Here is a 21313-nt window from a genome sequence, read left to right on the forward strand (position 1 = left end):
ATTGGTATTTTATAGTTTATGGAAACAATATGAAAAACATTGCATTCGTAATCACTAAATCAATAATTGGTGGTGCGCAAGGTTGGGTTTTAGAACAAGTCAAATTGCTTAAGGATGATTGTAATATAATATTGATAACCTCTGAATCAGGCTGGTTAACAGAAACTATAGTTTGCGATAAAATTATTATCATCCCTGAGATTAGAAAAATGGCCAGTATTAAAGCTATTTATTGTTTATATAAGGTGCTCAAGGATAATAAAATTGATGTAGTGGTTTCAAGTTCAGCTAATGCAGGTCTTTACAGTCGTCTGGCTCGTTTATTTTTACGTTTTCGCGGCGTGTATGTTTCACATGGCTGGTCATGTATATACAATGGCAATGTGTTAAAGTTTATATTTTGTTATGTTGAAAAACTGCTTTCAAATATTACTGATGTGATTTGGTGTGTGTCTCAAAGTGATGCTGATAAGGCGGTTAATATTATTGGTATTAAACCTGAAAAGATTACGGTCCAGCTTAATGCTATAACACCATTGATTGAACGTTCTGATCGACCGTGTAAAAATAAAATAATTTATGTATGTCGACTTGCTTATCCTAAACGACCTGACTTGATGTTGAAAGTTGCTGCCGTTAATCCTCATTTTAATCTCGATATGGTTGGAGATGGTGAGTATTATAAAGAACTTGAGAAAGAATATAGCAGTTATAAAAACATTCATTTCTATGGGGAAATTAAAGGATTTAACAGGTTTAATGACTATGATGTGTTTGTGCTAACATCTGAAAGTGAAGGTTTGCCAATGGCTGCGATTGAGGCGGTCAGTGCTAGTCTACCTATCATCATAAGTAATGTGGGGGGTTGTGCTGAAATAGTCGACCAAAATGGTATTCTGATAAATAACACGACAGAAAACCTAGAAAGTGCTCTCAATACCATATTTTCAAATTATGACTTCTTTTACAAATCTGCACAGATGCAAAAGAGTAAATTCGATATAAAGAATGTTAAAGATAAGTGCAGAGAGATAATATTTGGGCCGTAATATGAAACTCTAAATCATTACATTTTAAAGGTAGATTATGACTGTTTTAGTTACTGGTGGTGCAGGTTATATTGGCTCGCATACGGTATTAGTATTATTGGAGCAAGGGGAAGATATTGTTGTATTAGACAATTTATCTAACGCTTCTGCTGAGTCATTATTACGTGTTTCCGAAATTGCTGGCTGCTCGGCTACATTTTACCAAGGTGATGTATTAGACAAAAGTTGCCTAAGAAAAATATTCTTAGAGCACAGTATTGATTCTGTTATTCACTTTGCTGGCCTAAAGTCGGTAGGTGAGTCAGTGATTAAACCTATAGAATATTATCAAAATAACGTTACAGGTTCTATCACCCTACTTGAAGAAATGTTAATTGCAGGTGTAACGAAGCTGATATTCAGCTCATCAGCCACAGTATACGGTGATCCTGAGTTTATCCCACTGACCGAGGATGCGCGTATTGGAGGCACGACCAATCCATATGGTTCATCGAAAGTCATGGTTGAACAGATATTGAAGGATTTCTCTTTTGCTCACCCCGAGTTTGCGATAAGAGCATTGCGTTATTTTAATCCTGTTGGCGCCCATCCTTCAGGTTTGATTGGCGAGGATCCAAATGGAAAGCCAAACAATCTGTTGCCGTTTATTACTCAAGTTGCGGTTGGTAAACTGCCAAAATTAGCCGTATATGGTAATGACTATCCGACTAACGATGGGTCAGGCGTACGTGATTATATTCATGTTATGGATCTTGCTGATGGGCATGTTTGTGCACTTAATCGGCTGACTGCTGGGTACAAAGTTTATAATCTGGGGTCAGGTGTAGGATATTCAGTACTTCAGATGGTGAGTGAATTTGAACGCATTTCGGGCAAAAAAATCCCCTATGAAATAACGGCGCGTCGGGCTGGTGATATCGCGGAGTGCTGGGCAAGTACTGAACTCGCGCTCAAAGAATTAGATTGGAAAGCTAAGAGGAACCTAACGGAAATGATAAAGGATGCATGGAACTGGCAACAATCAAATCCTAATGGTTATGCCCGCTAAATTCATGCTTACATATGCTAAAATCCCTTATCTTCCCATTTCAATTTGTAACTCAAAACAATGAAATTTCCTGGTAAACGCAAATCTAAGCACTACTTTCCGGTGAATGCCCGTGACCCTTTATTGCAACCGGCGCAGACTGAAAATGAAGTGAGTACCTCTTATATCGTTGGCATTGACCAGACGTTGGTTGATATTGAAGCCAAGGTTGATGAGAGCTTTATTGCCCGTTATGGTCTGAGCCAAGGGCACTCTTTAGTGATTGAAGATGATATCGCTGAAAACCTTTATCAGGAACTAACTGCTAATGGGTTGATTACTCATGAGTTTGCTGGCGGTACCATTGGTAATACCTTACACAACTATTCTGTCCTTGCTGATGATCGTTCCATCCTGTTGGGCACCATGTGTAGCAATATTAAGATCGGTAGTTATGCCTATCGCTATCTGTGTAATACCTCAAGTCGCACTGACCTGAATTATTTGCAGGCAGTTGATGGTGCTATTGGCCGCTGCTTTACTTTGATTAGTGATAATGGTGAGCGGACTTTTGCTATCAGTCCCGGGCAAATGAATCAGCTACGTCCTGAAAGTATTCCTGAAGATGTGATTGCAGGTGCTTCTGCTCTGGTGCTGACTGCTTATCTGGTGCGTTGTAAGCCGGATGAGCCGATGCCTGCTGCCACAATGCAAGCCATCAGCTATGCGAAGAAGCATGATGTTCCGGTCGTGATGACCCTGGGGACTAAATATGTTATTGCAGATAATCCGCAGTGGTGGCGTGATTTTCTCAACGAGCATGTTTCTATATTAGCGATGAATGAAGATGAGGCTTATGAACTGACGGGCCTGAATGATCCGTTGATGGCTTCTAACATGGCATTGAATTGGGTGGATTTAGTGCTTTGTACTGCCGGCCCGAATGGGCTTTATATGGCAGGATATACCGAAGAGGCGAATAAGCGCCAAACACAGCATCCATTATTACCTGGCGCTATCGCAGAATTTAACTTGTATGAATTTAGCCGGGCAATGCGCCAAGCGCATTGTGATCATCCATTACGTATCTATTCTCACATTGCCCCTTATATGGGCGGGCCTGAGAAAATAATGAATACCAACGGGGCAGGGGATGGTGCATTATCCGCTGTGCTGCATGATATTGCGGCGAATGGCTATCATCGTAATAATGTTCCGAACTCTAGCAAACATGTGCGTAGTTACCTTAGCTACTCCTCCCTGGCACAAGTGTGTAAATACGCCAATCGGGTCAGTTATCAGGTATTAAACCAGCATTCGCCGCGTTTAACACGTGGCTTGCCTGAACGGGAAGATAGTTTAGAAGAGTCTTACTGGGAGCGGTAAGATACCCGTCATACTTTAAGTTGCAGGTGTGTTGGCTGCTCTCATTACTCAGCCCATCCTTGGGCCTCGCAAGGCGAGGCCGCTGCAAGCAGCGTTCAAATCTGCTCCCGGCAGATTTGTCACCCCAGTCACTTACTCGTGTAAGCTTCTGGGGATTTGCTTAGTTGCTGCCTTCCCGCAACTCGAATTATTTAGGGTATAGAACTTCAATTATAAACACAGATATAATTTTAAATTGGGCAAACTGGCATTTTATCTTCTTCAGTCAGCGTTTCTATTTTCAGCATATTAAGCATGCTGTTGGCGATTTCGCGCTCCCCCATAACAACCTGGTTAGCGCCACGGTCTGAGATATAAACCACTTCATCGTCATAATGGGCGCGGGCGATTATCTCAAGGTCTGGCCGCTTAATTCTGGCTGATGCGACTATTTCACCGGCTTCGTAGCCATTTGGTATGGTCAGCAATAACCAACGGGCGCAATCCAGACGCGCCAGTGACATAATATCTGCGCTTGCAGCATTACCTAATACCGCATTAATACCTTGTTCACGGAGTGCTTCCACTCGCGGGCGCGAATTTTCTACGACGACCAGCGGGATGCCTTCCGCATGAAGTTTTGCCCCTAATAAGCTGCCAACTCGGCCATATCCCACCAATAATGCATGATTGCATAAATCTACAGGTATCTGTTTTTCCTCTTCTACCGCCTCTTCCAGAATAAGATCTTCCATCGTCTCATTTTTGGCTAAATAGCGATCTAGCAAGGTGAAAAGTAACGGGTTGAGCATAATAGACAGAATCGCTCCCGCCAGTACCAGATTACGGCCATGTTCAGACATTAAACCAAGAGAAATACCCAGCCCCGCCAGAATAAAGGCGAACTCCCCAATTTGGGCCAGGCTAACGGAAATAGTGAGTGCTGTGCGTTTTGAGTGGCCAAACAGCCGCACCAGAATGAAAGCTGCCACCGATTTACCGAAGATAATGATGGTCAATGACGCTAACACTGCTAATGGTTCTCGTAGCAAAATCATCGGATCGAATAACATGCCGACTGAAACAAAGAACAGCACGGCAAAGGCATCACGCAGCGGCAAGGTATCTTGTGCTGCACGGTGGCTCAGCTCAGATTCGTTTAATACCATTCCTGCGAAGAATGCGCCGAGAGCAAATGATACGTCAAACAACCCTACAGCGCCGTAGGCTATCCCAAGCGCCAAGACTAAGACTGCTAGAGTAAAGAGTTCTCGCGAGCCAGTACTGGCTGTTTTAGCCAGTATCCAGGGCACCAGCCGACGACCGACGACAATCATTAAGGTTATGAAAGCGATCACTTTACCAATAGTAATCGCTAGCTCTGTAAACAGTTGGCTCAGGCTCGTGGTTTCGTTGCCCATGACTCCGGCAAATGCGGGTAATAACACTAATGTCAGTACCATTGCCAAATCTTCAACAATCAACCAGCCGATAGCAATCTGCCCTCGCTGACTATCAATCAGTTGCCGTTCTTCCAGTGCGCGCAGTAATACCACGGTACTGGCGGTTGACAGACATAACCCAAAGACCAAGCCGGTGACTAAATCCCAGCCTAATAAATGAGACAAGCCCATACCTAGCAGAGTAGCAACGGCTATTTGTGTCACGGCTCCGGGGATGGCGATTGCTTTTACTGCGAGGAGGTCTTTAAGCGAGAAGTGAAGTCCGACACCAAACATCAACAAAATAACACCGATTTCAGCCAGTTCGGGAGCTAATGAAGTATCAGCAACAAAACCCGGCGTGAATGGCCCGGCAAGCACCCCTGCGGCAAGGTATCCCACCAGTGGTGAGATGCGTAGGCGGTGGGCCAGGGAACCCAAGAGGAAGGCGAGAACAAGGCCTCCGACGATCGTGGTGATTAAGGGTGTTGAGTGGTGCATCCAGACTCCTTCTCGTTATACCCGCCATCTTTCAAATTGCAGGTGTGTTGGCTACGTTTATTACTTGGCCCATCTCTGCGAGGCCGCTGCAAGGAGCGTTTAAATCCACTCCCAACAGATTTATCACGCGCTTGCCGCCTTTGGGATGAGTATTGGGATATGTGGAGCAGCAAGCATTTCACAGCAATAACATCAGTTTATTGTATTTATGCGATCAATGCGCGATAAAAATTCATTTTTTATCGATAAAAGTCTGGTTTGGCATGGAAATTGTTTGAAGTGGTTATTTGTGGGGGACTTGCTGTTTTTGTCACGATTACACAGGGGGCTATCCCGACTGAAGTGCTAGTCTCAGTCGGGATTATAAGGTTATTACTATTACTTATCTTCTATATTGGGCAATAAGGCAGTAAATATCCCCAGTAATGGCAGGAATGCACATATTTGGTAAACCAGCTCAATACTGGTTAAATCAGCAACATACCCTAGTACAGCCGCACCTAACCCACCCATACCGAAAGCAAAACCGAAGAATAGACCGGATACCATCCCCACTTTCCCTGGGATCAACTCCTGGGCATACACCAGTATTGCAGAGAAGGCTGATGCGAGGATGACGCCAATGATTACGGTTAAAACCCCCATCCAATACAACGAAGCATAGGGTAAAATAAGGGTAAATGGCGCTACACCCAGTATTGACCCCCAAATAACATATTTTCGCCCTATCCGATCACCAAGAGGACCGCCAATTATGGTGCCAGCGGCGACTGCGAATAAGAACACAAATAAATGTATTTGGGCGTTTTGTACTGAAACACCGAACTTATGCATCAAATAAAAGGTGTAATAGCTGCTAATGCTGGTCAAGTAGAAGTATTTAGAGAATATCAGCACCATTAAAATAACTAACGTCTTAATAACCGTCTTTTTAGGCAGTAATTTTGCCGATGAGGTTTTTATCACTTTGCCATGTGTTGCTCTTTGCTGTTGCTGATACCACTTACTGACTTGCAATAGCACCACAATGGCCAGTAAGGCTGCGAGAGAGAACCAGCCGACATTGCCTTTACCATAAGGAGCGATAAGAATTGCAGCTAATAGTGGGCCGAGAGCGCTACCGAAGTTGCCCCCGACTTGAAAAACTGACTGAGCCAGGCCATGGCGACCACCGGATGCCATGCGCGCGACCCGTGATGACTCAGGATGGAATACCGATGAGCCGGTGCCAACCAGCGCTGCTGCCAATAAAACCACAGGGAAAGTGGTTGCCACCGCCAGCAGCAATATGCCTGATAAGGTAAAACCCATACCAATAGGCAAAGAGTAAGGTTGGGGGTGCTTATCGGTATACAGCCCTATCAGGGGTTGCAGTAGTGATGCAGTAAGCTGGTAAGTGAGCGTGATTAGCCCTATCTGAGTAAAACTCAGTGAAAACTCGACTTGTAATAAAGGATAAATCGCTAGAATCAACGATTGGATCATATCGTTGAGTAGATGAGATACGCTGATAGCCCCCAGAATAGAGAAGGATGTGCGTTTTACAGCGGCATTAACGGAGGGCTGGAATCCAGTCTCAGAACGATCGGTCATAGTGAGTATTCGCCTAATAATTTCACTGTTAATAATATGTTGGTAACGAATACATATTATGCAGATCGAATGATTTTTACTACATCTGACATAATTTGATATATATTCCAAAGTTATGAAATTCATGCATACATCATCACATTACAATGCCTACGGCGTCACGGTATGGTGTTGATTTATCGTGCTATTGATATGCATTACACTCTTTTCACTCATTAAACCGGGATTTATCAGGCCGGTTTTTAACGACTACATGGAGATTTGCCATGCGTTTTTCATTACCGACCACAGCATGTGCCTTGGCTGTGTCGCTGGCGTTTGCACCGGGATGGGCTGCTGCCTGGGAAAAAGATAAAACTTACGATATCACTATATTGCACACTAATGATCACCATGGGCATTTCTGGCAAAACGATCACGGCGAATATGGTTTAGCGGCACAGAAAACTGTCGTTGATAGTATTCGCAAACAAGTTGCAGCCGAGGGCGGAAGTCTACTACTGCTGTCAGGTGGGGACATCAACACCGGCGTGCCTGAGTCTGATTTGCAAGATGCGGAGCCTGATTTTCGTGGTATGAACCTGGTCGGTTACGACGCGATGGCCATCGGCAATCACGAATTTGATAATCCATTGAGTGTGCTGCGACAACAAGAGAAGTGGGCAACTTTCCCGTTGTTATCGGCCAATATCTACCAGAAAAGTACGCAACAGCGCTTATTTAAGCCTTATACCTTGTTTGATAAGCAAGGGGTGAAAATTGCGGTAATTGGTTTAACGACTGATGATACTGCCAAGATCGGGAATCCCGAATATTTCACCGATATTGAATTCCATGTCCCGGCCGTTGAAGCAAAACAAGTCGTCGATCAACTGCGAAAGACCGATAAGCCTGACATTATCATCGCCGCTACCCATATGGGGCATTACGATGATGGTAGGCATGGTTCGAATGCTCCGGGTGATGTAGAGATGGCAAGCAGCCTTCCGGCGGGCTATTTAGATATGATAGTGGGTGGTCACTCGCAAGATCCGGTTTGTATGGTCAGTGAGAACCATAAGCAGGCTGATTATGTTCCCGGTACACCTTGTGCGCCTGATCGTCAGAACGGAACCTGGATTGTTCAAGCTCATGAGTGGGGTAAATATGTTGGTCGTGCTGATTTTAAATTCCGCAATGGTGAGTTGAAACTGGTGAGTTATCAGTTAATTCCAATCAATTTAAAGAAAAAAGTTGAGAAGGCTGATGGTACCAGTGAGCGGGTCTTTTATACCCAGGAGATTGCGCAAGATCCATCGATGCTGAAGCTACTTACGCCTTTTGAAGAGCAAGGTAAGGCGCAGTTGGATATTAAAGTTGGCAGTGTCAATGGCAAGCTAGAAGGTGATCGTAGCAAGGTTCGTTTCGAACAAACCAACCTGGCGCGGATGTTATTGGCTGCGCAAATGGAACGAGCGGGTGCAGACTTCGCGGTGATGAGTGGTGGTGGGGTGCGTGATTCTATCGATGCCGGTGATATCACGTATAAAGATGTGCTTAAGGTCCAGCCATTTGGTAATACATTGGTTTACGCCGATATGAAAGGCAGCGAGGTCGAGAAGTATCTGGCTGTGGTGGCGAATAAAAAAGTCGATTCAGGTGCTTATGCACAATTTGCCAATGTCAGCTTGGTCGCTGATGGTAATGGCGTCAGTAACGTAAAAATACAGGGTAAGCCATTAGACCCGAATAAAATGTATCGTCTGGCCACCCTGAATTTTAATGCATTAGGCGGCGATGGCTACCCGAAAATTGATACCTTACCGGGCTATGTGAACACCGGTTTTATCGATGCTGAAGTGTTAAAACAGTATATTGAAAAGCACTCTCCGCTGGATGCCAGTCAGTATCAGCCGAAAGGTGAGATTGTTTATAAGTAAGGCGTGAAGCCAGAAGCCTCCATTTGGCAGTGGAGGCTTCTGGTGAATTGCATGAGATATAGGCAGCGCGGTGCGGGTTTGTAATGCAATAAATTAATTAATCGCGCTTAGCAATATCGGCAAAGCTGCCTTGTAGCAACTGGCATAAATCTGTTGCAGCCAATTCAATATCTAACCCCCGCTTTCCGCCAGAAACGAATATAGTGGCATACGCCTGTGCCAAGCTATCGATAACCGTCGGTAAGCGCTTTTTCTGCCCTAATGGACTGATACCACCGACTAAATAACCGGTGGTGCGCTGCGCCAATTGTGGGTCAGCCATCTCCGCCTTTTTGGCACCCAAAGCACGCGCAACTTTTTTCAGATCAAGCTGGGTGGCGACAGGGGTAACGGCAACCGCCAAATTTTTGGCATCACCATTCAAGGCGACCAGCAAGGTTTTATAAACCTGATCAGCATTAAGCCCCAACTTTTTAACGGCTTCATCGCCAAAGTTGGTTTCTGCTGCGTCATGGTGATAAGGATGTAATGTGAACGGAACTTTTTGTTTTTCCAGCAAAACGACTGCAGGTGTCATAATAAACGTCCAATTAAAAATGAAAATTTATTCCAGTGGATTATCCTACACCCAATCATTGCGATAGAGTTAAAAATTAACCTAATAAAATCAATGGCATCATGATGGATTGCCGGAGTTATGATGAATGTAAGTTGCTAATCTAATCGTCAGGTTGCTACCCTGTACCTGCAGCTCATATTATCCGCAAGGAGTGTGGGCGCTTAATAACTAAAATAATGAAAATTCCTCTTTGACTGGCCGATAGCGATATCGGCCATTTTTTTACTTTTATTGGTGATTACTGCTCGCTGAGTTGCAACAAATCAGGAAGATTACCCTCGCCATACAGATGCAGTGCACCGACCGCGACCACATAACGCCCGGCTGGCAGATGTTCTAGTTGCTGCTGCCAGCGTTTATTCCGTTGAATCATCAGCACATCGTATAGATTTTGGCTAAAAGTTGGCGCCAGTGTGGTTAGGTCATTGGTGGGGGGATGTTCCAGCCACCAGCCAATCATGGTTTGCAGCAGGCGTGCGTTGGTGTGCCAATGGGTCAGAGTATCAAGCAGTAAAGACATGCCGTTATCAGGTAATGTCTCCAGTAAATCGAGTTGCATTTGTGTTCCTTCCAACTCTATAACACTTTTTTCTTGTGCTGCTGCCGCTTTCAATAATTGATAATCGATGCCGTATTCCCCACGCAATCCCAGACGTTGAGCCTGGCGAGCCTGAAGCATTAAGGCGACCTGCCATGCCGGTAGAAAGGCCATCGAGTGCGGATCAGTGCTCAGCTCTTCGCAGCGCTGTAACAGTTGCTGATATTGCTCCTCAGGTAATCTATCGATTAATGCTTCGCTGAGGGTATCGGTACCAAAAGGTGAGGAGGTGTCGGTGATATCAGCTTCGACAATAAGTGCATCAGCCTGATTCAATTTATTCAGTAATTCGTGGGGGAGGGGGAACATGTTCTCGGTTCCCATATGAATACTGCCGACCATATGGAAGTGGCGTTCACCGGGTAAGGTGATATCCAACGCCGGATAGGGGTAGGTCGCCGGTGTTAGGATACCGAGAAATCGTGCGATGTGGCGTAATAATTGGCCCATATCCATGTGGTTCCCTTTTTAGCATTTCTTAACATGCTAAACGCTAAATGGCGCACATGAAAGTGTTGTGCGCCATTAGGCTATACCCTTTGTACTTGAAGCCGCAGGGGGTTAGCTGCTCTTGTTACTCGGCCCATCCCTGAGCCTACCTGCAACGCCAATGACTTTGGGGATATCAGGAGCGCTTACTGCTTAGGTTTAAAACGCAGTAAACGGTTAGCGTTGCTGACTACGGTAATGGATGACAGCGCCATGGCCGCCCCTGCCACCACCGGGCTAAGTAATGTTCCGGTGAACGGGAACAGAATTCCCGCAGCAATCGGAATACCCAGTGCGTTGTAGAAAAACGCACCCAATAGGTTTTGCTTCATATTGCGCAATGTTGCTTTGGCAAGCTCCACGGCATCCGCAACCCCATGCAGACTGTGGCGCATTAGCGTGATAGCCGCAGTTTCAATCGCGATATCACTACCACCACCCATGGCAATCCCAACATCCGCTTGTGCCAGTGCAGGGGCATCATTGATACCATCACCAATCATCGCCACTTTATGTCCGGCGGCTTGCAGTTGCTTGATAGCCTCAGCTTTACCCTCCGGCAATACACCCGCGATCACCTGATCAATACCGGCTTCTTTGGCAATGGCATTGGCGGTAATTGGGTTATCACCGGTTAACATCACCAGACTGTATCCCAGTTGATGCAACCGTTGCAGAGCGCTGACACTGTCGCTGCGCAGTGGGTCGCGGATCGACAGCAGTGCCGCGGGTTTACCCATCGCGCTGAGGATAACCGGGGTAGCACCACTTTCAGCTTGCTGCTGCATGAGTGATTGCAACTCACGGGTATCAATGCTCTGTTCCTCCAGCAGGCGGTTGTTCCCTAGCAACAAAGGAATGCCGTCAACTTCACCACTGACACCCAAGCCACGTAAGGTGCGGAACTGACTGACGGTAGCCAGCGTCAGCCCTTCGGCACGTTGCAAAATAGCGCGAGCCAATGGGTGATTAGAACCGGTTTCTAGTGCTGCGGCCCATCCCAGCGCTTGTTGTTCGCTGACACCGTTAAAGGTATGAATTGCCACCACTTGCGGGTGACCTTCCGTTAGTGTGCCGGTTTTGTCGAACACCAACGTATCGAGATTACTGGCTTGCTGCAATGCATCGGCATCACGTACCAAAACACCAAACTCGGCCGCCCGCCCGACGCCAGAGATGATAGACATCGGCGTCGCCAGTCCAAGCGCGCAGGGACAAGCAATAATGAGCACCGTGGTGGCGACCACCAGGGTGTACACCAACTGAGGTTGTGGCCCGAGGAAATACCAAATCAGCCCGGCGATAACAGCAATTGCCACCACGGCTGGTACAAATACCGCCGAGATTCGGTCCGCCAATTTGCCGATTTCTGGTTTACTGCTTTGCGCCTGACGAACCAGTTTGATGATACGCGCCAGTGTAGTTTGGCTACCAATGGCATTGGCGCGGAACAGTACCGACCCATCCTGTACTTGGGTACCTGCATGTACCACATCACCTGCTGATTTTTGTTGTGGGATAGGTTCGCCGGTCAGCATGGCTTCGTCCATCCACACTTCGCCCTGCACAATTTCACCATCAACCGGTACTCGGTCACCGGTAGTCAGACGCAAGGTCATGCCCAATTGGACCTCAGCCAGAGGGATCACTTGCTCGCCGTCGTCAGATACCCGCCGTGCTGTCGGTGGTGCCAGGTCCAGCAGTCGCTCCAACGCATTAGATGAGCGCTGTCTGGCGCGTTGTTCCATCGCATGACCAAGGTTAATCAAACCGATTATCATGGCGCTGGCTTCATAATAGAGGTGGCGCGCCTCCATCGGGAAAACATCCGGCCAGATATTCACCGTAATGGAATAGAGCCACGCCGCTCCGGTACCTAGTGCCACTAAGGTATCCATGGTGGCACTGCCATTTTTCAGGCTGATCCAGGCGTTGCGATAGAAATGGCCACCCGCAAATATCATCACCAGCAGAGTAATCACCCCGACAATAAGCCACGGCGTCTGGGTTTCTGGCGTTAGCGTCATACTGCCGCCGAATAACCCCCATCCCATCAGTGGGATACCCAACAGCAGGCCCAGCGCTGCTTGCCATTGGAAGCGCTTCATACTGGCTTGGGACATCTGTTGCTGACGTGCGCGGCGTTCGCCTTCGTCTTCAATAATTTCTGCACCATAACCGGCATTTTTGACGGCTGCGATTAAGGCTTCATTGCTTGGGTTACCGGTGACTAACGCGCTACGTTCCGCCAAATTGACGCGCGCAACCTCAACCCCATCAACCCCTTCCAGAGCATGTTGTACTTTGGATACGCAACTGGCACAGCTCATTCCGGTTAGTAATAACTGGACGCTATCGATATCTACCGCTGTGGTTGGGTTAGCGGTCTCTGTTTTATTAATCTCAGGTGTTACTGCCGGAATAGTTGAAGAGGCCGCTGCCTGATATTCCGGCTGAGATGGGGCTGAGTGAGTCAGCGGCTCAGTTTTTGGGGACGGGGCACCTGGCAATGCAGCGTGGTAACCCGCCTGTTCCACGGCATTAATCAGCACCTGAGGATCAGCTTTACCATACACTTTAGCGCTATCCACACTCACCACGGCTGCAATTACACCGGGAATGGCTTCCAGAGCTTGGCGTGTGGCTTCAGTACAATGGCCGCAGCTTAAGCCTGAGAGCTGTAATTGTGTATCGGGTGTTTGGGCTGCTTCTGCCTGATAACCGGCTTGTTTGACAGTATCAATCAGCGTGTTGATATCGGCTTCACCGGTCACTTTGGCATAGTTAACGTCGACTTCAGCATGATGAATATCTTCACGACTTTCTAAGGCGGTTTTCACTCGCTTGGCACAATTCATACAGGAAAGACCATGCAAGGCCAGCACTGTGGTTTGCAACATAATTAACTCCTTATCGAGTAACCACTTATCCGTTCATTTCGTCGGGATAAGTTTAGTCGGTAATCCCAGTCACATCGCTTATTGTCGCTGATAATGGATTTATCCATAACCTTAAGCTGTACAGGTTTTATTCCGCTTGACTGACATCGTTATTTTCACTAATTATGGAGGTTAAACCTTCCAGCAAGGGGAAGGTCAAGGGGGAAGTATGAACATAAGCGATGTGGCAAAAAAAACCGGTTTAACTAGCAAAGCCATACGTTTCTACGAAGAAAAAAAACTGCTGACACCGCCTATCCGCACTGATAACGGCTATCGCAGCTACAGTGCCAAACACATTGAAGAGTTAACACTGCTACGTCAGGCACGGCAGGTTGGCTTTACACTGGATGAATGTCGCGAGTTACTGGCATTATTTCATAACCCGGCCCGCCACAGCGCGGATGTGAAAGCGGCGACGCTACTAAAGGTTGCGGAAATCGAGCAACATATTGATGATCTTAACCAGATGCGCTTGCGCTTGTTAGCGTTGGCAGATGAGTGCCCAGGGGATGATGGCGCTGATTGCCCGATTATCAATAATTTGTCGGGATGTTGTCATTCGGCAGCTAAGCAGGCTGGCGATGATAAGGGGAAAGTTGTTAACAAACAGACGGTTGTGGGGGATAAACAGTTGTTAGTTAACTGACAGGCCGCTCAACTGACGGCCTGCTGGTCAATATGCTACTGACGATAATATAGGTATTACTGAGGGATGGCGCGGACATGCAAGGTATTGCCTTCCACGAATATCACTTCAACTTCGGTACCAACACCCAGTTCGGTCGCGCAATAAATACGCCAGCTACTGTCACCAACCCGCATGCGACCAAAACCATCAATAGTCGGTTCGGTCAATGTGGCTCGCGTACCCAATAGCTGATGGGTACGTTGATTCAGCATGGCAGGTTGTGGTTTGATGCGTTTACTCAGCCAATACCACCACAGGAATGCAGCAACCACCGTCAGGACGGAAAATAGCACGCCTTGCATCTCCCAGCTAAAGGGAAATAGCCAGACTAACGCGCCCACGACTACGGCGGCAACGCCACTCCACAGCATATAACCACTGGCACCTAGCATCTCGGCGGCCAGAAGCAGCCCGCCGAGGGATAGCCAAAACCAACTTGGATTCGCGGCAATTTCCTCCAGCATGGTTATTTACCTCGGCTGTTTTTACTCTCGCCAATCAGTTCTGCAATCCCACCGATAGCACCCATCAGGCTGCTGGCTTCTAGCGGCATCATAATGACTTTGCTGTTATTGGCGGAGCCGATGTGTTGCAGTGCGTCGGTATATTTCTGTGCCACAAAGTAGTTAATGGCTTGAATGTCACCGGCAGCAATAGCCTCAGAAACCATTCTGGTAGCTTGAGCTTCAGCTTCAGCACCACGCTCACGGGCTTCTGCTTGCAAGAATGCGGATTGACGTTCACCTTCAGCTTTCAGAATCTGTGATTGCTTCTCACCTTCAGCACGCAAAATTGCGGCCTGACGAACCCCTTCGGCTTCCAGAATATCAGCACGTTTAGTACGTTCCGCTTTCATCTGAGCATTCATCGCAGAAATCAATTCAGCCGGTGGGCGCACATCACGGACTTCAATACGAGTCACTTTAATGCCCCACGGGTTGGTGGCTTCATCAACAATATGCAACAGGCGGCCGTTGATGTTGTCACGTTGGGACAACATTTCATCCAGCTCCATAGAACCTAAAACAGTACGGAAGTTGGTCATGGTCAAATTGATGATGGCCGATTCCAAATTGCTGACTTCATAAGCTGCTTTTACTGGGTCAATAACCTGGATAAAGCAGACTGCATCAATTGCTACGTTGGCGTTATCGCGGGAAATGATCTCCTGGGATGGGATATCCAAGACTTGTTCCATCATATTGATTTTGCGACCAACACGATCCATAAATGGCACAACGATGTTCAAGCCTGGCATCAGGGTTTTGGTATAACGACCAAAACGCTCGACAGTCCACTGAAAACCTTGTGGAACAATTTTGATTGAGGAAAACACCACAATCAGGGCTACAACGATAAGAACAGGGATGACCGTAAACATATTTAACTTCCTGTCAGCAATGATATTTGTTTCTTAATATTACGTGACCGGTGGTTAAATGCCTAACTAAAGGCAGGTAAAAGCGTGTAAATGAGAAAAAACTTGGCTGGGGCAGAATAAAACCGCGCGGGATGCCCCCGCGCAGTAGCAAATAAGGGATCGCCAAAAAGGTTATGGCGATTAACTTTCGCTGTCAGTACAGTAATGAGTAAAGTTGACGACGATATTTGGCGGCCAGTGCATCGCCGGTGCCTAGTGCAGCTAAAATATCCATTAATGTCTTACGTGCAGTACCGTTCGCGGCAGCCAGATCTTTCTTCAAATGGCTCAGCAACAGCTCTAAAGCCTCTTCATTGCGGCCAACCTGATGCAGTTGTAGCGCCAATTGCACCGCGAGTTCGACGTTATCAGGCTGCTCAGTCAATTGCTGTTGTAACTGTTGGATCTCTGGCGTGTCGGCAGCTTGTTTGAGCAACTCAATCTGAGCAATCAGCCCTTGATAACGGGTATCACGGTCTTGCAGTGGAATGGTTGCCAGCACCGTTTCAGCATCTTCACTGCGGTTCAACTGAATTTGCACTTCAGCCAGTTGCAGGCCAATTTCACTGTTTTGCCCACTCAGCGCCCAGGCATCTTTCAGCAGTGGCAGTGCTTCTTGCACTTTGCCTTCGCTTAACAATTGTGCGGCTTCGGCAACTTTCAATTCTTCAGGTTTCGGCAATACCCGTTGTAATAGCTCGCGGATAACCTCTTCCGGCTGTGGTCCTTGGAAGCCATCCACCGGTTGACCGTCTTTAAACAGATAAACCGCCGGAATTGAGCGTAAACCAAACTGTGACGCCACCATCTGCTCTGCATCGCAGTCGACACGAGCCAGAATGAATTGACCGGCATACTCTGCGGCCAGTTTATCCAGCACTGGCGTCAGTTGCAGACAATGCTGGCTGCGTTCGGACCAAAAGTAGAACAGTACCGGCACGGCCATGGATTGTTCTAAGGCCTGGTGTAGGTTTGCTTCAGTAATATCAATCGTAGTAGGTGCTAGCATGAATTATTTCTCTCATCCGTTTTAACACTAGATGGGGGCAGATTATGTTGCTTCAACCCCAACTATTTTTGGATAGTCAGTTAGGCATTACCGCGCAGGACTTTATCTAACATTCGCCCCGGTAGGATGCGGCGCAATAGGGTCAATGCATGGGCCACTAATGTGACAGGATAGCGCAATTGTGGGCGCGGGCTTTCCAGTGCATGGCGTAATTTCGGTAATATAGCCTGCGGGGGCAGGGTAAATCGCTTTGCGATACCGGGATTATTGACCGGTTTATCGGCCTCGGCCTGATTGACGTTTTGTGTAAAATGGGTACTGATAGGGCCGGGTTCAATCAGACAAACATGTACACCACTGTCGTGCAGTTCCATACGTAGTGCATCAGACCACGCTTCCAACGCATATTTGCTGGCCGCATAAGCGCCGCGACCCGCGGTAGAAACCAACCCCATCACCGAACTGGTTTGAATTATACGCCCTTCGCCGTGAGGCAACATTGCTGGCAACAGCAATTGCGTGAGCTGGTGGGTGCCGAATAGATTGGTGGAAAACTGCTTTTCCAACTGCTGGCGTGAAATGGTGTGCAATGGGCCATACAGGCCGAAACCACCATTGTTAAACAGGCCGTATAGGCGCCCGCCAGTCAGTTCGATAACCTGCGCAGCAGCACGTTCCACACTGGCACTGTCATCCAAATCCAGTTCAATACCTTCCAGACCCAATTGCGTCATCTTTGCCACATCATCAGGTTTACGGCAGGCGGCCAGTACGCGATAGCCCCTGTTTTTCAAATCCTGTGCCGCAACCAGCCCGATACCGCTGGAACAACCGGTAATTAATACAGTTTTTTGCATAACTTTACCTGGTGAGTGATTCTATTTGTTTGAACAAGTGTTATTACTGCTTATTGGTCACTAATGGTTTAAGTTGTTGCGCCATCCAATCCGCGATGAAGGGTTGGGCCGCGGCGTTAGGGTGTAAGCCATCATCCTGCATCCACTGCGGTTTCACAGCAACAGCTTCCATAAAGAAAGGGACCAATGGAATGTTAAATTGCTGTGCCAGTTGTGGATACATCGCGGTGAAAGCATCAGTATAACGGCGACCATAGTTAGGCGGAATACGGATTTGCATCAATAAAGGTTGTGCTTTTGCTTCCAATATCTGATTGATAATTTGTGTCAGATCCCGTTGAGTATCTTGTGTTGGAAAACCACGCAGACCGTCATTTGCTCCCAGTTCTATCAGCACCCAGCGCGGCTGGTGTTGTTTGAGTAGGGACGGTAGGCGGGCCAAACCTTGAGCGGCGGTGTCACCACTGATACTGGCATTGACTACCTTCGGCAGTGACGGTGTTCCCTGCCATGTTTTATCCAGCCGTGAAGGCCATGCTTCGGCAATCGGCAGGCGGTAACCGGCGCTTAAGCTATCGCCAAGAATTAACAGTGTATCGGTTGCGGCGGCACGCAAACTGAATAATCCCAACAGTAAAAGGAAGGGAAGATGCCAGCGGAAAACGTTCTTGAAGTTCATCATCTTAATAAATACGTCGGCCAGGGTGAGCAACAGCTCTCCATCCTTACCGGAGTTGAGCTGGTTGTCAAACCCGCCCAGACAATTGCGCTGATTGGTGAGTCGGGTTCCGGTAAGTCAACTTTGCTGGGGATACTGGCAGGGCTTGATGATGGCAGCAGTGGTGAGGTGAGTTTACTCGGCCAGTCTTTGACCGCCATGGATGAAGAAGGGCGCGCGCAATTACGTGCAAAAAACGTCGGCTTCGTGTTTCAGTCATTTATGTTGGTACCCACACTCAATACGTTAGAGAACGTTCAGCTTCCTGCATTGTTGCGTGGAGAGAGCGAACGCAATAGTAAGGCCCATGCGGTGGAGTTATTAGAGCAACTCGGATTGGGCAAACGGCTACATCATCTGCCCGCTCAGCTTTCTGGCGGTGAGCAGCAGCGGGTAGCACTGGCCCGAGCCTTCAGTGGGCGGCCTAAAGTGTTATTTGCCGATGAACCGACCGGTAATCTTGACCGCCATACCGGTGACAGAATTGCTGATCTGCTGTTTTCATTGAATCGGGATTATGACACCACACTGATTCTGGTTACCCATGATGTACAACTGGCGGGGCGTTGTCAGCGCCGCTTGCGGCTGCGGGACGGCAAATTGTGGGAGGAAGCATGATTTGGCGCTGGTTTTGGCGTGAGTGGCGCTCACCCTCACTGTTAATTGTCTGGCTGGCATTAACACTGGCGGTGGCTTGTGTGCTGGCGCTGGGTACCATCAGTGACCGGATGGAAAAAGGGCTGAGTCAGCAAAGCCGCGATTTTTTAGCCGGCGATCGGGTGCTGAGCGCGGCGCATCCGGTTCCTGAAGCGTGGTTGCTGGAAGCTAAACGGCAAGGGTTGACCGTCAGTCGCCAGTTATCGTTTATGACCATGACTTTCGCGGGCGATCGCCCACAACTGGCTGATGTAAAAGCCACAGATTTAGCCTATCCGTTGTATGGCAAATTAGATACGTTGCCTGTTGGCGCGGTGCTGGAACCGGGTACGGTGTTGGTGGCACCAAGGCTGTTGTCGCTGCTTGGGGTTAAGGTCGGCGATATGCTGGATGTCGGTGATACTTCACTGAAAATTGTCGGTGAAGTGATTCAGGAGCCTGATTCTGGCTTTAATCCATTCCAAACCGCGCCGCGTATTTTGATCAATCTGGCTGACGTGGAAAAGACCGGCGCGATTCAGCCGGGTAGCCGTCTGACCTATCGTTATATGTTCGCCGGCCAGCCTGATGGCGTCACCCAATTTAGTGACTGGCTTACGCCACAATTGAAACCAGAGCAGCGGTTGTATGGTTTACAAGAATCAGGTGGCGCGCTGGGGAAATCGCTGCAACGGGCGCAGCAGTTCTTGCTGTTATCGGCGCTATTGACGTTACTACTTTCGATTGCTGCCGTTGCGGTGGCGATGGGCCACTATTGCCGTAGCCGCTATGATTTAGTTGCGGTACTGAAAACATTAGGTGCAGGACACCGTGCACTGCGGCGGTTGATTATCGGTCAGTGGCTGTCGGTGCTGGTGTTGGCAGGCCTGTGTGGCAGCGTGATTGGCCTCTTATTCGAGAAGGTTTTAGTTCGTTTATTGTCACCGGTATTACCGGCCGCATTGCCAGCAGCCGGTTTATGGCCATGGGTATGGTCAATGGGTTCGCTGGTATTGATTTCGCTGCTGGTGGGTGTTCGCCCCTATCGGCAACTGCTCGCGACCCAGCCGCTACGGGTTTTGCGCCGTGATGTTTCCGCGAATGTTTGGCCGCTGCGTTACTTTATTCCTGCAATGCTGGTTATCGTGATTGGCCTATTGGCATTGCTGATGGGGGGGAACGCGTTATTGTGGGCCATTCTGGCTGGCATGGTGGTATTGGCGTTATTACTGGGCGTGATTGGCTGGGGCAGTCTGGTACTGTTGCGCCGCCTGACTGTTACCCGTCTATCATTGCGTCTGGCAATCAACCGTTTGCTACGTCAACCGTGGATGACGTTAACGCAACTGGCGGCATTCTCCTTATCCTTTATGCTGTTAGCATTGTTATTGGTACTGCGTGGGGACCTATTGGATCGTTGGCAGCAACAATTGCCGCCGGACAGCCCGAATTACTTCTTGCTGAATATGACACCGCAACAGGTGCCACAGGTAACTGAGTTTTTGACGCAACATCAGATAACGCCATCAACGTTCTATCCTATCGTGCGGGTACGGCTGTCTGAAATTAACCAGCAACTGGCCACCGAGCGGGTGCGCGAAGATGAACCCGGTGGCGAGGCGGTTAACCGTGAATTGAATCTGACCTGGCAGCAAGATTTACCGGCGCACAATATTTTGACCGCCGGTCAATGGCCACCTAAAGCCGATGAAGTGTCGATGGAACAAGGAATTGCTGACAGACTGGGGATTAAAATTGGCGATAAACTGACATTTAGCGGCGATACGCAGTCATTCGAAGCCAAAGTTAGCAGTATTCGTCAGGTGGATTGGGAAAGCCTGCGGCCAAACTTCTACTTTATCTTCCCGCCGGGTGCATTGGACAAACAGCCACAAACCTGGCTGACCAGTTTCCGCTATCAAGGAGACGGGGAGGTGCTGACACAACTGAATCGGCAATTCCCAACACTCAGTTTGCTGGATATTGGCGCGATGCTTAAACAGGTCGGGCAGGTGTTGCAGCAGGTGAGTCGTGCACTGGAAGTGATGGTGATACTGGTTATCATCTGCGGCACTTTATTGCTGCTGGCGCAGGTTCAAGTCGGGATGCGTCAGCGCCGTCAGGAGCTGGTGGTTTACCGGACACTTGGCGCAAGTAAACGCTTACTGCGAGGTACCTTGTGGTGGGAGTTTGCCTTACTGGGGTTGGTTGCCGGGCTGGCTGCTGCCATCGGAGCTGAGGCGGCACTGTGGGCATTACAGCGCTTAGTGTTTGATTTCCCGTGGCAGCCTAATTGGGTGATGTGGTGGCTGTTGCCGTTGGCTGGCGCGCTATTGTTGTCATTGTGTGGCGGTTGGTTAGGTGCGCGTTTGTTACAGGGAAGGGCGCTGTTCCGCAATTATGACAGTTAGCCTATTTGGGTAACCTGGCGTTGCAGTGTG

17 protein-coding genes are annotated in these 21313 nt (G+C 48.2%); 7 read left to right on the top strand and 10 right to left on the bottom strand.

Annotated features, from left to right (window positions below; translation table 11 throughout):
* The first annotated feature begins 29 nt into the window (after positions 1-29).
* From Q2T72_RS05730 to Q2T72_RS05740, 3 genes are read left to right on the top strand one after another with little or no spacing between them, the layout of a single operon-like run.
* The gene (locus Q2T72_RS05730; RefSeq protein WP_372568781.1) at positions 30-1049 is read left to right on the top strand and encodes a glycosyltransferase; all 1020 of its coding nucleotides are present in this window, start codon (positions 30-32) and stop codon (positions 1047-1049) included.
* Between the two features lie 37 nt (positions 1050-1086).
* Entirely contained in the window at positions 1087-2097 is a 1011-nt protein-coding gene (gene galE, locus Q2T72_RS05735; RefSeq protein ID WP_083159937.1) for a UDP-glucose 4-epimerase GalE, read from the top strand.
* Between the two features lie 60 nt (positions 2098-2157).
* Positions 2158-3462 carry an inosine/guanosine kinase gene (locus Q2T72_RS05740; RefSeq protein WP_083159935.1) on the top strand — a complete coding sequence of 435 codons (1305 nt, stop codon included), beginning with the start codon at positions 2158-2160 and terminating at the stop codon, positions 3460-3462.
* Positions 3463-3692: 230 nt separating this feature from the next.
* Here Q2T72_RS05740 and ybaL read toward each other — a convergent pair whose 3' ends face one another.
* Both ybaL and Q2T72_RS05750 read right to left on the bottom strand, forming a co-directional pair.
* The gene (gene ybaL, locus Q2T72_RS05745; protein ID WP_083159933.1) at positions 3693-5384 is read right to left on the bottom strand and encodes a YbaL family putative K(+) efflux transporter; all 1692 of its coding nucleotides are present in this window, start codon (positions 5382-5384) and stop codon (positions 3693-3695) included.
* Positions 5385-5762: 378 nt separating this feature from the next.
* Positions 5763-6977 (bottom strand): MFS transporter, encoded by a 1215-nt coding sequence (locus tag Q2T72_RS05750; RefSeq protein WP_372568782.1) that lies wholly within the window; start codon positions 6975-6977, stop codon positions 5763-5765.
* 266 nt (positions 6978-7243) lie between these two features.
* On the opposite strand from Q2T72_RS05750, the gene ushA reads away from it, so the two are divergent.
* Entirely contained in the window at positions 7244-8896 is a 1653-nt protein-coding gene (gene ushA / locus Q2T72_RS05755; RefSeq protein WP_372568783.1) for a bifunctional UDP-sugar hydrolase/5'-nucleotidase UshA, read from the top strand.
* Positions 8897-8993: 97 nt separating this feature from the next.
* On the opposite strand, the gene ybaK is transcribed toward ushA, so the two are convergent.
* From ybaK to copA, 3 genes are all read right to left on the bottom strand, one after another.
* The gene (gene ybaK, locus Q2T72_RS05760; RefSeq protein ID WP_083159927.1) at positions 8994-9473 is read right to left on the bottom strand and encodes a Cys-tRNA(Pro)/Cys-tRNA(Cys) deacylase YbaK; all 480 of its coding nucleotides are present in this window, start codon (positions 9471-9473) and stop codon (positions 8994-8996) included.
* Positions 9474-9753: 280 nt separating this feature from the next.
* Positions 9754-10563 (bottom strand): TraB/GumN family protein, encoded by an 810-nt coding sequence (locus Q2T72_RS05765; protein ID WP_372569858.1) that lies wholly within the window; start codon positions 10561-10563, stop codon positions 9754-9756.
* 185 nt (positions 10564-10748) lie between these two features.
* Complete coding sequence (gene copA, locus Q2T72_RS05770; protein ID WP_372568784.1) at positions 10749-13502, bottom strand: copper-exporting P-type ATPase CopA; 2754 nt, start codon at positions 13500-13502, stop codon at positions 10749-10751.
* A gap of 208 nt (positions 13503-13710) precedes the next feature.
* Here copA and cueR point away from each other — a divergent pair, with 208 nt between their 5' ends.
* Positions 13711-14190 (top strand): Cu(I)-responsive transcriptional regulator, encoded by a 480-nt coding sequence (gene cueR, locus Q2T72_RS05775; RefSeq protein ID WP_372568785.1) that lies wholly within the window; start codon positions 13711-13713, stop codon positions 14188-14190.
* Positions 14191-14246: 56 nt separating this feature from the next.
* Here cueR and Q2T72_RS05780 read toward each other — a convergent pair whose 3' ends face one another.
* The 5 genes from Q2T72_RS05780 to tesA form a co-directional block, all read right to left on the bottom strand.
* Positions 14247-14696: an NfeD family protein gene (locus Q2T72_RS05780; protein WP_083159921.1), complete on the bottom strand. Its 450-nt coding sequence runs from the start codon at positions 14694-14696 to the stop codon at positions 14247-14249.
* 2 nt (positions 14697-14698) lie between these two features.
* Positions 14699-15613: an SPFH domain-containing protein gene (locus tag Q2T72_RS05785; RefSeq protein WP_004704953.1), complete on the bottom strand. Its 915-nt coding sequence runs from the start codon at positions 15611-15613 to the stop codon at positions 14699-14701.
* A 193-nt stretch (positions 15614-15806) separates the two neighbouring features.
* Positions 15807-16661: a co-chaperone YbbN gene (locus Q2T72_RS05790; protein WP_083159919.1), complete on the bottom strand. Its 855-nt coding sequence runs from the start codon at positions 16659-16661 to the stop codon at positions 15807-15809.
* 80 nt (positions 16662-16741) lie between these two features.
* Entirely contained in the window at positions 16742-17518 is a 777-nt protein-coding gene (locus Q2T72_RS05795; RefSeq protein WP_372558231.1) for an SDR family oxidoreductase, read from the bottom strand.
* Between the two features lie 43 nt (positions 17519-17561).
* A complete protein-coding gene (gene tesA, locus Q2T72_RS05800) occupies positions 17562-18197 on the bottom strand; it encodes a multifunctional acyl-CoA thioesterase I/protease I/lysophospholipase L1 (protein WP_193784833.1) in 636 nt (211 codons plus the stop codon).
* Between tesA and ybbA the strand changes: the two genes are divergently transcribed.
* Both ybbA and ybbP read left to right on the top strand, forming a co-directional pair.
* The gene (gene ybbA, locus Q2T72_RS05805; protein WP_372558232.1) at positions 18168-18854 is read left to right on the top strand and encodes a putative ABC transporter ATP-binding protein YbbA; all 687 of its coding nucleotides are present in this window, start codon (positions 18168-18170) and stop codon (positions 18852-18854) included. The two genes, tesA and ybbA, sit on opposite strands and share 30 nt — an antisense overlap.
* Complete coding sequence (gene ybbP, locus Q2T72_RS05810) at positions 18851-21283, top strand: putative ABC transporter permease subunit YbbP (protein WP_372568786.1); 2433 nt, start codon at positions 18851-18853, stop codon at positions 21281-21283. The genes ybbA and ybbP overlap by 4 nt, the downstream gene beginning before the upstream one ends.
* The last annotated feature ends 30 nt before the right edge of the window (positions 21284-21313 follow it).

It is taken from the genome of Yersinia sp. 2466 StPb PI (assembly GCF_041538325.1).
In the GTDB taxonomy this organism is placed as follows: Bacteria; Pseudomonadota; Gammaproteobacteria; order Enterobacterales; family Enterobacteriaceae; genus Yersinia; species Yersinia enterocolitica_E.

What these genes read in the sequence shown, in the direction of transcription:
- ybbP (WP_372568786.1), top strand. Translation starts at nt 18,851, where the DNA reads ATGATTTGGCGCTGGTTTTGGCGTGAGTGGCGCTCACCCTCACTGTTA.
- Q2T72_RS05780 (WP_083159921.1), bottom strand. Translation starts at nt 14,696, where the DNA reads ATGCTGGAGGAAATTGCCGCGAATCCAAGTTGGTTTTGGCTATCCCTC.
- Q2T72_RS05765 (WP_372569858.1), bottom strand. Translation starts at nt 10,563, where the DNA reads ATGGGCCAATTATTACGCCACATCGCACGATTTCTCGGTATCCTAACA.
- Q2T72_RS05750 (WP_372568782.1), bottom strand. Translation starts at nt 6,977, where the DNA reads ATGACCGATCGTTCTGAGACTGGATTCCAGCCCTCCGTTAATGCCGCT.
- ybaK (WP_083159927.1), bottom strand. Translation starts at nt 9,473, where the DNA reads ATGACACCTGCAGTCGTTTTGCTGGAAAAACAAAAAGTTCCGTTCACA.
- Q2T72_RS05740 (WP_083159935.1), top strand. Translation starts at nt 2,158, where the DNA reads ATGAAATTTCCTGGTAAACGCAAATCTAAGCACTACTTTCCGGTGAAT.
- tesA (WP_193784833.1), bottom strand. Translation starts at nt 18,197, where the DNA reads ATGAACTTCAAGAACGTTTTCCGCTGGCATCTTCCCTTCCTTTTACTG.
- cueR (WP_372568785.1), top strand. Translation starts at nt 13,711, where the DNA reads ATGAACATAAGCGATGTGGCAAAAAAAACCGGTTTAACTAGCAAAGCC.
- galE (WP_083159937.1), top strand. Translation starts at nt 1,087, where the DNA reads ATGACTGTTTTAGTTACTGGTGGTGCAGGTTATATTGGCTCGCATACG.
- Q2T72_RS05790 (WP_083159919.1), bottom strand. Translation starts at nt 16,661, where the DNA reads ATGCTAGCACCTACTACGATTGATATTACTGAAGCAAACCTACACCAG.
- copA (WP_372568784.1), bottom strand. Translation starts at nt 13,502, where the DNA reads ATGTTGCAAACCACAGTGCTGGCCTTGCATGGTCTTTCCTGTATGAAT.
- ybbA (WP_372558232.1), top strand. Translation starts at nt 18,168, where the DNA reads ATGCCAGCGGAAAACGTTCTTGAAGTTCATCATCTTAATAAATACGTC.
- ushA (WP_372568783.1), top strand. Translation starts at nt 7,244, where the DNA reads ATGCGTTTTTCATTACCGACCACAGCATGTGCCTTGGCTGTGTCGCTG.
- Q2T72_RS05785 (WP_004704953.1), bottom strand. Translation starts at nt 15,613, where the DNA reads ATGTTTACGGTCATCCCTGTTCTTATCGTTGTAGCCCTGATTGTGGTG.
- Q2T72_RS05795 (WP_372558231.1), bottom strand. Translation starts at nt 17,518, where the DNA reads ATGCAAAAAACTGTATTAATTACCGGTTGTTCCAGCGGTATCGGGCTG.
- ybaL (WP_083159933.1), bottom strand. Translation starts at nt 5,384, where the DNA reads ATGCACCACTCAACACCCTTAATCACCACGATCGTCGGAGGCCTTGTT.
- Q2T72_RS05730 (WP_372568781.1), top strand. Translation starts at nt 30, where the DNA reads ATGAAAAACATTGCATTCGTAATCACTAAATCAATAATTGGTGGTGCG.